The following is a 12,264-nucleotide window of genomic DNA, read 5'->3' as shown; positions in this document are numbered from 1 at the left end:
GCAGCCAGTTCAACATAAAAAAACCGGACACACATAGTCCGGTTTTTTTATGTCTTAAAATCATAAGTTAGCTATCTAGCGAAGCTCTCTCGGCATCGAGAAACTGATATTTTCAGTGGCGCCGGGAAGCTCTTTCGGAGGGCGTGCACCCAATGCTTCAAGTTTGTTCACGACATCGCGAACCAGTACTTCCGGAGCTGAAGCACCGGCAGTAACGCCAATGGCTTTTTTGCCCACCAGCCAGCTCGGCCTGATATCCAGCGCACTATCAATCAAATAGGCATCGGCACCACACCGATCGGCAAGCTCCCGCAATCGGTTGGAGTTTGAACTGTTTGGCGAGCCGACTACCAGCACCAGATCACACTCCAGCGCCAGCTGCTTGACGGCATCCTGGCGATTCTGGGTGGCATAGCAGATATCGTCTTTTTTGGGGCCGGATATGGCGGGAAAACGCTGCCGCAACGCGTCAATCACCCTGGCTGTATCATCAACCGATAGCGTTGTCTGGGTAACGTAGGCCAGATTGTCCGGTGCATTGACGTCAAGTTGACTGACATCAGCCTCATTTTCCACCAGGTAGATATGTCCACCATTGACGTCATCATATTGCCCCATGGTCCCTTCCACTTCAGGGTGGCCCTGATGGCCAATCAGGACGCACTCACGGCCCTCACGACTGTAGCGCACCACCTCCATATGCACTTTTGTCACCAGCGGACAGGTCGCATCAAAGACCCGCAACTGCCGCAACTCGGCCTCCTGCCTGACAGACTGGGGCACGCCGTGGGCACTGAAAACCACAATCACATTGTCAGGCACTTCATGGAGCTCCTCGACAAAGATGGCGCCGCGCTCGCGGAGCGTATCCACCACGAACTTGTTATGCACCACTTCGTGACGGACATAGATAGGGGCACCAAAGATATCCAGGGCACGATTGACAATATCAATGGCCCGATCAACGCCAGCGCAAAACCCACGCGGATTGGCAAGTTTGACCTCCATTAGTGGGTCACCGCCGGCATGACATCAAGAATTTTTACGGCGAAGGTAATTTGATGGCCTGCGAGCGGGTGATTGAAGTCCACCATGACATGCTCCTCATCTATCTCAACCACAACACCGGGCAACTCGGTCTGGCTGGCATCGGCAAATGACAGCATCAGCCCCGGCTCCAGCTGGACATCATCGGCCCCGCCCTTTAGAAAGTCCCCTTTTGAAAAGCGCTGAATATTGTTGGGATTGTGGGGGCCAAAGCCCTGCTCCGGACCGATCTCCAGCACGACTTCATCTCCGGCACTCAGACCAAACAATGCAGACTCAAAACCATTCAGCAGACTCCCATCGCCCACCACAAAAGTCGCCGGCTTGCCGGAAAAGTTGGAATCCACCACCGAACCATCCTCCAGCGCCAGCGAAAAATGCAGTGTCACCTTGGTATCTGGCCCGATGGTGACAGGTGCCGTCTCATGGGTATCAACCATCAATTTTCTCCTTCAAGTGACTGGTCGCGATGGCAAAGGCTTTCAATGATCAACAGTATGGCACCCACTGTAATCGCAGAATCCGCCACATTGAACGCGGGCCAGTGATAATTCAAATAATAGACGTCGATAAAATCAACCACATAACCGAGAAACACCCGATCCAGTAAATTACCAAGCGCACCACCGAGCACCAACGCCAGCGCAATGCCCAACAGGGTTTTCCCCCGGGGCAAGCGCGTCATCCAAAGCCCAATAAAAATACTCACCGCCAGCGCGATACCGGTAAAAAACCAGCGCTGCCATCCCCCTGCCTCACTGAGAAAACTGAAGGCAGCGCCCCGGTTGTGGAGCAGCGTCAGGTTCAGCATGGGCAGCATCTCCACCGCCCGGCCATAGACCAGCGACGCCGAGGCCCAGTATTTGGTGAGCTGATCGACCAGAATGACCATTCCAGACAGGAGATACCAGCCGGCGCGAGATTGCATGATATTTATCATTGGCATCCAATCAGGCAAACAGGCGCCGCTCGCCGGCACCTGTGACGTTTTCCACACAGCGACCACACAGTTCCAGGTGTTCAGCCGCCGCACCCACATCGGCGCGGTGATGCCAACAGCGGACACATTTGGCATAGGACGTGCGGGCAACATGCAACAGCAAACCCTCAAGTTCCGTGGGCTCGGCGCCGTCTGCCTCACTGAGCGGGGCCAGCCGGGCCTCGGAGGTAATCAGCACAAAACGCAATTCATCTTTCAATTTGCCCAGTGCACTGGCCAGCTCGCCATCCGCATACAGTACCACTTCCGCCTCCAGGGATTTCTGGATACCCGTCTCTTTTTTGCCTTCCAGCACCTTGTTGACCGCATTTCGAGCCCTGGCGATTAACGCCCAGTCGCTGTCGGGAATCGCATCCGCAGCAGCAGGTGGCAGCGACCACCACTCTGCCATAAATACCGACTCTCCACGCTCCCCGGGCATAACACGCCAGATTTCATCCGCAGTAAAACTGAGCACCGGGGCAATCCAGCGAACCAGCGCCTCGGCGATATGGTAAATCGCCGATTGCGCCGAACGTCTGGCCCTAGAGTTCTCCTGACAGGTGTATTGGCGGTCCTTGATGATATTCAGGTAGAAACCACCCATATCGGTGACACAAAAATTGTGCAGCTTCTGGTAGATGGGATGAAAATGGTAGCTGTCATAGGCGGCGAGGATATCCCGCTGGGCGCTGGCAGCTCGACCCACTGCCCAGCGATCCAACTCCAGCATATCCTCGACCGGTAGCAGATCCCGGGCCGGATCGAAACCGTTGAGATTTGAAAGCAGGAATCGGGCGGTATTGCGGATGCGCCGGTAGGAGTCGGCAGTGCGCTTGAGAATCTCCTCGGAAACGCTCATTTCCGCGCTGAAATCCGTCGCTGCGACCCACAGGCGCAGGACATCCGCCCCCAAATCGTTGACGACCTGCTGGGGCGACATCACATTGCCCAGGGATTTGGACATCTTTCGGCCATCGGCATCCACCGTGAAACCGTGTGTCAGAACAGCCCGGTATGGGGCACTGCCCTTGATGGCAATGGCTGTCTTCAGGGAAGACTGGAACCAGCCGCGGTGCTGATCGGACCCCTCCAGGTAGAGATCTGCCGGATAGGCGAGCTGGTCGCGGGCATCCAGCACGGCGGCATGGGTAACCCCGGAGTCGAACCAGACATCCAGCGTATCCGTAACCTTGGTATAGTCTGCCGCTTCGTCACCCAGCAACTCCGACGCATCGAGATCAAACCAGGCATCAATGCCCGCCTGCTCAACACGCTGTGCAACCACCTCGATCAACTCGGCAGTGCGCGGGTGCCAATCGCCGGTTTCGCGGTGAAGAAACAGGGTTATCGGAACACCCCAGGTGCGCTGACGTGAAATACACCAGTCGGGACTGTTCTCCAGCATCCCCTCAATGCGAGCCTGTCCCCAGGACGGATACCATGTGACATCCTTCACTGCCTTGAGGGCATTATCCAGCAGGCCGTTCTGCTGCATGCCGATAAACCATTGCGGTGTGGCGCGATAGATCAGCGGAGTTTTGGTCCGCCAGCAGTGCGCATAGCTATGGGTAATTTTATGGGTGGCCAACAGTACGCCCCGCTGTTTCAGCAGCGCCACAACCGCTTCATCCGCCTTGTAGACATGCTCGCCGGCAAACAGCGGCACGCTGTCGCGGAAAAGGCCATGATCATCAATATAATTGAGTGTGCCAATGCCGTATTTATTGGCCACCACGAAGTCTTCCATGCCGTGATCCGGCGCTGTGTGGACGCAGCCGGTACCGGTTTCTGTGGTGACATGGTCGCCCAGCAGGACCGGTACCTGACGATCATAAAACGGGTGCTGTAACAGCTGGTTCTCGAGCCGCAGTCCTTTGACACGACCGACAATCCGGTAGTCTTCCACACCCCAGCGCTTCATCACGGCAGGCACCAGCTCTTCGGCCAACAGAAAGCGACCCACACCCTCACCAACACCCTCACCGGCATCGCACTGCACCAGCACATAATCCAATTCTGGATTGAGACTGACCGCCTGGTTCGAAGGTAACGTCCAGGGCGTGGTGGTCCAGATGGCCACTGCGACCGGCCCTTCGCCAGTCACATCATCCACGAGGGCCAAAAAGGCTTCGGTATCCACAACCGGGAACGCCACATCGATGGAAAAAGACATTTTGTCCTGATATTCAACCTCAGCTTCCGCCAGGGCTGAGGCGCCGACCACACTCCAGTATACCGGCTTGAAGCCACGCACCAGATGACCGTTCTCTATGATCTTGCCCAGCGCCCGAATAATATTTGCCTCAAACTGGTAATCCATCGTCAGGTAAGGGTTTTCCCAGTCGCCCAGTACGCCGAGACGCATGAAATCCTTTTTCTGGCCATCCACCTGACGGCGCGCATACTCCCGGCATTTCTGACGAAATGTTTTGGTATCCACCTTGACGCCGGCCTTGCCGATTTTCTTTTCAACCTGGTGCTCGATGGGCAGCCCGTGGCAATCCCAACCGGGCACATAGGGCGCGTCATAACCGCTCAGCGTGCGGGACTTGACGACGATATCCTTCAATATTTTATTGACCGAATGGCCGATATGAATATCGCCATTTGCGTAGGGAGGGCCGTCGTGCAAAATGAATTTCTGTCTGCCGTGACGCTGCTCACGAATTTTTTCGTAAAGCCCGGTGCTCTGCCAGGATTTCAGCATGGTCGGTTCCCGCTGGGCCAGATTGGCCTTCATGGGAAACTCGGTAAATGGCAAATTGAGGGTAGCTTTGTAATCAGTCATCGTTTTCCAACATCGGGGTTACACCGCGGCAAAGTACTGCCGGGCCAGCGCAATATCACTGTGAATTTTCGTTACCATGGCATCGAGAGAATCAAACGTCTGCTCTTCCCGTATTTTCTTTTTGAATTCCACATGAATTCTTTGACCGTAGATTAACTGATCAAAATCCAGCAGGTGTACTTCCAGCACCGGTTTTATCAGGTCACCTACGGTTGGACGCACGCCCACATTCGCGACACCGGGCAAGCGATTGCCATCCAGTACCACTTCAACCACATACACACCGCTCAATGGTGCGCGGTAGCGATAGAGATGCACATTGGCAGTGGGGATACCCAACTGTTGACCCAACTGCTGCCCGTAAACCACCCTGCCGGTAATCTGATAGGGTCGCCCCAGCAACGTTTCCGCCAGCGCAAAATCACCGACTTCCAACGCCCGACGAATGCGCGTACTGCTGATCCGCTCGCGGCCAAACTGCAGGGTATGCGTGTCGATCACGTCAAAACCCTGCTGCTCCCCCACTTGCCTGAGCAGCCGGTCATTGCCACTGCGATCATGGCCAAAGCGAAAGTCGTCACCGACCACCAGACAGCGAACACCCAGTCCGTCTATTAACACTCTGTCAATAAATTGTCGGGCAGACAAACTGCGCAACGAAGGATTGAACTGAAGGCAGAGAACCCGATCTACACCTTCGCTGACCAGCGCTTCCACCTTTTCGCGCAAACGCATCAGCCGGGCCGGGGCTTGCTCTCCCGAGAAAAACTCCTGAGGCTGCGGTTCAAAAATAATCACCACAGAGGGCAGACTGTATATTGCGGCCTTTTCACGCAACTGTTGCAGTATTGCCCGGTGGCCGAGATGAACGCCGTCGAATGAGCCGATCGTTGCGACACAACCTCGATGTTCCGGACGCAGGTTATGCAACCCGCGGATAAACTGATGCTTTTTTCCGGTCACTGGTTTCCGGTCACTGGTTTGGAGTCACTGGCGGCTTTCATCGCGAAACAAAGGCGGCAGTATAACCCAGCCCAATGGGGGAAAAACAGGCGCGGCACCGCCACGGCAACACTTTTGTGACAGCGCCCTAGCGATGGCGGAGGTGAGAGGGTCGTATGCCACCCACCAGCAAAAACAGTGTGTATACCAGCATGCCACTGAGGCAGGTCAACAGCATCCAGCCAGCGCGCTGCCAACCGCTCCAGAGAAGCCACTGATCCAGGTAAGTCGTGAATCCCCACAGCACCATCGCCATGACCAGATTCGCACCCAGCAAAGTCAGCAGAAAGCGGGGCCAGCCGGGTGAAGGATGATAAATACCGAAACGATACAGGCCCCGAAACAGCAGTCCGGCATTCAGCATGGCCGCCAATGATGTCGCCAGCGCCAACCCGACATGCCCGATCCCAAAATAGTGGTGCAGCGGCAGGGCAAACGCCAAATTGAGCACCATATTGGTTACCAGGGCAATCACCCCGATACGCACCGGGGTTTTCATATCCTGCCGGGCAAAATAACCGGGAGCCAGCACTTTGATTAGCATGAAAGCGATCAGACCAATTGCGTACGCCTGGAGGCTGAGGGTGGCCATCCCGATATCCCGTGGCGTCATCACATCGCCGTAGTAAAACAGAGTCGCAAGAATCGGCTCGGCAAGCATCATCAATGCCACCGCCGCTGGAATGGCAACCAACAGTACCATGCGCAGAGCCCAGTCGAGTGTGCGACTGAACACCTCCGTGGTGCGGGCAGCATGTTGCCGGGACAGGCTCGGCAGAATCACGGTGGCGATAGCAATCCCAAACACACCCAACGGAAGCTCGGACAGCCGGTCAGAGTAATACAGCCACGAAATACTCCCCGTTGGCAGAAACGAGGCAATCACGGTATCCAGCAGCAGGTTGATCTGACTGACAGAGACACCAAAGATTGCTGGCACCATCAGGCGAAGCACCCTGCGCACACCGTCATCCCGCCAATCCACCTTAGGGTTCGGCAACCGGTCAATCTGCGCGAGAAACGGCAACTGAAACAGCAGTTGCACAACCCCGGCCACCAGCACCCCCCAGGCCAGCGCGTAGACAGGCGCATCAAACCAGGGAGCGGCCACCAGCGCAGCGGCTATCAGGGTAATATTTAACAGCACCGGCGTAAAAGCGGGCACGGCAAAACGGTCGTAACTGTTGAGAATCGCCCCGGCCAGGCCTGTCAGGGATATCAACATCAAGTAGGGGAAAGTGATCCGCAGCATAGTGCTGGCGGCGTTAAACTTGTCCGGGTAATCGAGCCAGAAACCAAAGGCGAACAGTGCCGTGACCAACGGTGAGGCAATAACCACCAGAACAGTGAGCACGATCAGCGACGACCCCAGCACACCGGCCACGCTATCCAGCAAAGCCTTGACCGCTGCCGGGGTGCCTTTTTCGCGATACTCACCCAGTACTGGCACAAATGCCTGGGCAAACGCACCCTCGGCAAACAGTCGTCGAAAGAAATTCGGAATCTTGAAGGCGACAAAGAAGGCATCCGCCAGCGCATCGGCACCGATCACCCGGGCAAACACCATATCCCGCAGCAAGCCAAGTACCCGGGACAGCATGGTCATACTGCCGACCACGCTACTGGAACGCAGCAGCCCCGGCGCTACCGGGGGTTCTGCGGCTTTGGGCTCCAAAGGATTATCGTCTGAATTCTGTGGTTGCAAACCGGCATGGTCCCGACAATGACTAAACGCAAGGGGCAAATCATAGTGATTTTGGTGACGGGATGATAGCGGCGCCGCCGATTGGAAAGATTCACACATTAGGCTCTGACAGCCGGGACCGACTGCTGGGTATTGCGCCTGAACGCGCCGCCAGACGCCCGACTATCAAACTAAACGCAATTTGCAGATTTTGTGGCCTTCGGCCTGTTGATAAGCCGCCCCAAAACCTGTATATTTCCGCGCCTTGAATCAAGACTCACGATTGAGAGGAGCACCCAGGTGGCCAATACACCCCAAGCACGCAAACGCGCACGTCAGAATGAACAGCGTCGCCAGCACAACGCCGGCCTGCGTTCTATGGTACGCACCTATATCAAGAAAACTTATGCCGCCATTGCAACCGGCGAAGTGACCACGGCGACTGCCGCCTACAATTCAGCGGTACCCGTCATCGACCGGATGGCCGACAAAGGGATTATTCACAAAAACAAGGCCGCCCGTCACAAGAGCAGACTGAACGCCCAATTGAAGGCAATGGCGGCCAGCTAAAGGCTTGCCATCGCAATCAAAAAACCGGCCATCGGCCGGTTTTTTTGTGGCTGGTCGCTAATTGGCGATCAATAAATAGTCATTTTCTAACGACCTTTCAGCTCCAGACGCCGGGCCATTTCCGCCATCACCAGCATATAAAGTTCATCGCCGAGGTAGGCGTCCTCCACCTTGTAGTCAATATTGGGATTATCATTGATTTCAATCACATAGGCCTGCTTGCCCTGGTGCTTGATATCGACGCCATATAAACCACTACCGATTACCCTGGCGGCACGCAATGCGGCATCCAGCACCTCCCTCGGCACTTCGTAGGTGGGCAGGGTTTCAAATCCGCCCGAGTTAAAGCGTTTGCTGCCGTGATTGTAGATTTGCCAGTGATTGCGCGCCATGTAGTAACGACAAGCGTACAGAGGCCGATTGTTGAATACCCCGATGCGCCAGTCAAAATCGGTGTAGAGATACTCCTGCACCAATACCAGCGCAGTGGTTTTCAACAGCTCTTCCAGATGCACCGACAGCTCTTCCCGGTTAGCAGCTTTGAATACACCTTTGGAGAACGAACCCTCGGGTATCTTTAATACCACGGGGTAGCCAAATTCCTTTTCAATGGCATCCAGGTCGTCGGGGTTGTGCGTGGAAAACACCTGGGTTTTTAGCGCGGGGACACCGTTGTAGGTAAAGGCATCCTGTAAAAACACCTTGTTGCAACAACGCAAAATGGAGGTGGGATCATCGATCACGACCATCCCCTCTATCTCCGCCTTGCGGGCAAAACGGAAGGTGTGATGGTCGATAGCGGTGGTCTCACGGATGAACAGGCCATCGTATTCGCCGAGGCGCGGGTAATCCCTGGCAGTGATCAGCTCCGCATTGATATTACACTTGGCCGCAGCCTTGATAAAACGGCTCAGGGCCTCCTTGTTACTGGGAGGCATCTCCTCCTTGGGATCCACTAATACGCCCAGCTCCCAGCGATAGGATTTCTTCTTTTTCGGGCTCTGCCAGCGTTTTTCGTTGAATTTGAGCAGCGCTTCCACAAATTTCGGACGCTCCGCTTTTGGCAATTTGTCCAATGAAATGGCAACAATACTTTTTACCTGCCAGCCACCGGACCAGAACAACACGACTTTCAACATGGGGGCCGGGTACACAGAAAACAGTCGCTGCCCAAACCTGGAAAAACCGGGATCTGATGCAATCCCAAAATTCACATAAAACGTTTTTTTCTCTCCATCGCCTCCCGCATTGGCGCCGGACAACAGCAGTTCACCAGTGATCCGCGACATGTACAACAACTTGCTGCGCAGATCATTGATCGTGTTCACCGAGGGCATCACCCGATGCCCCCGGGCCTCCGCCAGCAGGGAGCAGTAGTACCCCCTACTCAGATACTTTTCACTGTCGCACAGGTTGATCAGACTGAGCTTTTTCTCACCTTTTTTCGGGTGATCCTCCAGATATTGTTCAAAACTGATGACTCGGTCATCGAAGCCAAAGCCCTTGATATCCTCGAGATCGTCCACCACCAGTAAAAGATTGGACATAAATTGTTTACTCTGTCTGTATTGTCAGCAAATACCGAGTGACGCTTTCAGGTTACCGGATCCCGGCAGCCTGTCGATCCACCTGATCATATCCTTTGACATCAATGTGTTAGTTAAACGTATGAACTCTCCAGTTGTGCTTGGGAGAGTGCCGGGGGAGAGTGCCGGGGAGAGTCCCGGAAACCCGCTGTCACCCCGCTATTTAAACAGCTCATCGAGACCGAGGTTATCGAGTTCGAGACGCACCAGTTTCCGTATATCCGCGGGATAGTGGCAGGTGAGTGAATCGCGCGCCAGGCGCTCGGCGGTAGCAATAGGCAGTGTACGAATCAACCATTTCACCTGGGGTAATTTAGCGGCACTCATACTGAGTGTACGCATGCCGAGGCCGAGCAACAGGACCACTGCCACTGGATCCGAAGCCATCTCACCACAGAGACTGACCGGGATGCCAGCATCCTTGGCCAGTTTGAGAATGCGCTGAATTTCCAGCAGCACAGCGGGGTGCACATGGTCATAACGGGCTGATACCCGGGGGTTGTCACGATCCAGCGCCAGCAGATACTGGCTCAGGTCATTGGAACCGATGGAGATAAAATCGATCTTCCCGGCCCAGAACGGAATCTGGGAAATAGCAGCCGGCACTTCCACCATAACACCCAAATCAGGTTTGGTAACAGCGTAGCCCTCTGCTGTCAGCTGTTCCATGGCATCGAGAAAGATCTCGGAAAAGTCGTCGAGCTCACTGGTGGAACTGACCATTGGCAGCAGAATTCGCAGATTGTCCATGCCCTCTGCTGCGCGCATCATGGCGCGCACCTGGGTCATCAGTAACTGGCTATTATCCAGAGTGAAACGCACCCCGCGCCAACCCAGGGCCGGATTTTTTTCATTGTCGACCGGAAAATAGGGCAATTGCTTGTCGCCGCCAACGTCCAGGGTCCGCATATGAACCGGCTTGCCTCGATAGGCATCCAGCACTTGCCGATAGACCCCGATCTGCTCTTCCTCGGAGGGGAAGCTATCGTGCACCATAAAGGGAATTTCTGTGCGGTACAGGCCCACACCCTGGGCGCCGCTCAAAAGTCCCGGGGAAATATCTGCCAACAGCCCAGTATTGGTGTAAAGGGTAACGGCGATACCATCCGGGGTCACGGCCGGCAAATCGCGCATCTTTTCCAACTGCTTTATCAGCGCGCGACGATCATTCACCAACCGCTGGTACTCTGCCAGAACCGCATCAGCGGGATTGAGCAGTACCTGACCATTATTGCCATCAACAATAATTTTGGCGTCATCGACCAGTCGACGCAGCCGGCCGGTGCCCATGACCGCAGGAATACCCAGTGCATTGGCGAGCACAGCCGTATGGGACAGACCGGAGCCGTCAAAACAGACCAGCCCCACCAATTTGTCACTGGGGATCAGGGCAATATCGGAAACACTCACCTGAAAACCCACCAATACGATGTTTGTATCAGGCGGAATGGCCACAGGCTTGATACCCCGCCAGGCGTTGAACAACTTGTTACCCAGATGGTGGATATCTTCGTGGCGGGCTTTCAGATAGGGGTCATCCATCTCCAGAAACAGTTCGGCAAAATGCTGCACCGCTTTGCGTAGTGATCCCGGCAACCAGTTGCCGCCACGAATCCCCTTCTCGACATGATTGCAGAAGGCCGGATCCTCCAACAGCATGTTATAGGCACTGAAAATACCGGCGACACTGCCGGATATCTCTTTGCCGAGGGACGCCTGTTCGTGAACAATTTGTGCCCGGACCACGGTAAGCAGTTTCTCCCAGTCCGCCACGGCACCGGAAATATCTTCACAGGGCGCATCGAGCACAGAGTAGAGTTCACCGTGATCGCTTATTTTGATATGGCCGATACCGATACCGGGTGCACCCTTGACACCCGACACCCGCTCGTTGAGGCCGATCATATCGCCCTGGGCAAGCGGACTGGTACCCAGCAGCAATGCCAGATGGGCTGCCAGCGTCACTAAAAAGCCCTGTTCCTCCTCCGACTGTTCCCGGATTTCACGACCCTGAACCACCAGAACGCCAATGACTTTACCGGCATGCACGATAGGTACACCACAGAAACTGTGGAACTGCTCTTCCCGTGTCTCTGCGACGTAGCAATACGAGGGATGTACTGTGCCATCGGCCAGATTGACCGGATGGCGACTGGTGGCGACCAGGCCCACCAGTCCTGTGCCAGATGGCAACTTGACGTTGCGTACGGCTTTTCTGGCCAGACCGTGAGATGCCAGTAACAGCATTTCCCGCTGCTCGTTCGCCAGGTACAGACTGCACACATCCACCGCCATGGTCTGACTGATCGACTCAACGATCAGGTTAACCTGATCGATAGGTGTATCAGCCGTCGCCACAGTCTGGACGATACGCGCTAACTCATGAACAACACTTTTCATAGCAATAATCGTTAACCATCAACATCCAATGAAGGAAATTTTTCAGACAACCTGCGCTCTATCCACCATCACAGCATCACTCATTTCGCTATTTAAGAGAATTGCTAAAAAACCACAAGGGGTATTTATCACGAGCGTCCGCCCATAAGCGATACAATATCTGCAAAACCAGCGTGAAGAAAACCGTAAACCCATTTACAGCAAT

9 protein-coding genes are annotated in these 12,264 nt (G+C 55.0%); 1 reads left to right on the top strand and 8 read right to left on the bottom strand.

Annotated features, from left to right (window positions below):
* Nucleotides 1-75: 75 nt before the first annotated feature.
* The 6 genes from ispH to murJ form a co-directional block, all read right to left on the bottom strand.
* Nucleotides 76-1,008, bottom strand: a complete 933-nt coding sequence (ispH, locus tag QZ516_RS02870) for a 4-hydroxy-3-methylbut-2-enyl diphosphate reductase (RefSeq protein ID WP_297185934.1) — start codon at nucleotides 1,006-1,008, stop codon at nucleotides 76-78.
* Nucleotides 1,008-1,487 carry an FKBP-type peptidyl-prolyl cis-trans isomerase gene (gene fkpB / locus QZ516_RS02865; protein WP_297185931.1) on the bottom strand — a complete coding sequence of 160 codons (480 nt, stop codon included), beginning with the start codon at nucleotides 1,485-1,487 and terminating at the stop codon, nucleotides 1,008-1,010. Before fkpB ends, ispH begins: the two co-directional genes overlap by 1 nt.
* Nucleotides 1,487-1,975 carry a signal peptidase II gene (lspA, locus tag QZ516_RS02860; RefSeq protein ID WP_297185928.1) on the bottom strand — a complete coding sequence of 163 codons (489 nt, stop codon included), beginning with the start codon at nucleotides 1,973-1,975 and terminating at the stop codon, nucleotides 1,487-1,489. The genes fkpB and lspA overlap by 1 nt, the downstream gene beginning before the upstream one ends.
* A 22-nt stretch (nucleotides 1,976-1,997) precedes the next feature.
* Entirely contained in the window at nucleotides 1,998-4,817 is a 2,820-nt protein-coding gene (ileS, locus tag QZ516_RS02855; protein ID WP_297185926.1) for an isoleucine--tRNA ligase, read from the bottom strand.
* An 18-nt stretch (nucleotides 4,818-4,835) separates the two neighbouring features.
* Nucleotides 4,836-5,780 carry a bifunctional riboflavin kinase/FAD synthetase gene (gene ribF, locus QZ516_RS02850; RefSeq protein WP_297185923.1) on the bottom strand — a complete coding sequence of 315 codons (945 nt, stop codon included), beginning with the start codon at nucleotides 5,778-5,780 and terminating at the stop codon, nucleotides 4,836-4,838.
* Nucleotides 5,781-5,907: 127 nt separating this feature from the next.
* On the bottom strand, nucleotides 5,908-7,494 hold the full coding sequence (gene murJ / locus QZ516_RS02845) for a murein biosynthesis integral membrane protein MurJ (protein WP_297186431.1): 1,587 nt from the start codon (nucleotides 7,492-7,494) through the stop codon (nucleotides 5,908-5,910).
* A 309-nt stretch (nucleotides 7,495-7,803) separates the two neighbouring features.
* Here murJ and rpsT point away from each other — a divergent pair, with 309 nt between their 5' ends.
* Nucleotides 7,804-8,073, top strand: coding sequence for a 30S ribosomal protein S20 (gene rpsT, locus QZ516_RS02840; RefSeq protein ID WP_036861474.1), 270 nt, complete (start codon nucleotides 7,804-7,806; stop codon nucleotides 8,071-8,073).
* An 86-nt stretch (nucleotides 8,074-8,159) separates the two neighbouring features.
* Here the strand turns inward: rpsT and QZ516_RS02835 are convergent, their stop codons facing one another.
* Nucleotides 8,160-9,620 (bottom strand): RimK family protein, encoded by a 1,461-nt coding sequence (locus QZ516_RS02835; protein WP_297185920.1) that lies wholly within the window; start codon nucleotides 9,618-9,620, stop codon nucleotides 8,160-8,162.
* Nucleotides 9,621-9,818: 198 nt separating this feature from the next.
* Nucleotides 9,819-12,059, bottom strand: coding sequence for a phosphoenolpyruvate--protein phosphotransferase (ptsP, locus tag QZ516_RS02830; RefSeq protein WP_297185918.1), 2,241 nt, complete (start codon nucleotides 12,057-12,059; stop codon nucleotides 9,819-9,821).
* Nucleotides 12,060-12,264: the final 205 nt, after the last annotated feature.

The sequence above is a fragment of the uncultured Porticoccus sp. genome (genome assembly GCF_913061305.1).
Classification (GTDB): Bacteria; Pseudomonadota; Gammaproteobacteria; order Pseudomonadales; family Porticoccaceae; genus Porticoccus.
This window is presented reverse-complemented; position numbering and strand designations above follow the sequence as displayed.

What these genes read in the sequence shown, in the direction of transcription:
- ptsP (WP_297185918.1), bottom strand. Translation starts at nt 12,059, where the DNA reads ATGAAAAGTGTTGTTCATGAGTTAGCGCGTATCGTCCAGACTGTGGCG.
- QZ516_RS02835 (WP_297185920.1), bottom strand. Translation starts at nt 9,620, where the DNA reads ATGTCCAATCTTTTACTGGTGGTGGACGATCTCGAGGATATCAAGGGC.
- ispH (WP_297185934.1), bottom strand. Translation starts at nt 1,008, where the DNA reads ATGGAGGTCAAACTTGCCAATCCGCGTGGGTTTTGCGCTGGCGTTGAT.
- fkpB (WP_297185931.1), bottom strand. Translation starts at nt 1,487, where the DNA reads ATGGTTGATACCCATGAGACGGCACCTGTCACCATCGGGCCAGATACC.
- lspA (WP_297185928.1), bottom strand. Translation starts at nt 1,975, where the DNA reads ATGCAATCTCGCGCCGGCTGGTATCTCCTGTCTGGAATGGTCATTCTG.
- ileS (WP_297185926.1), bottom strand. Translation starts at nt 4,817, where the DNA reads ATGACTGATTACAAAGCTACCCTCAATTTGCCATTTACCGAGTTTCCC.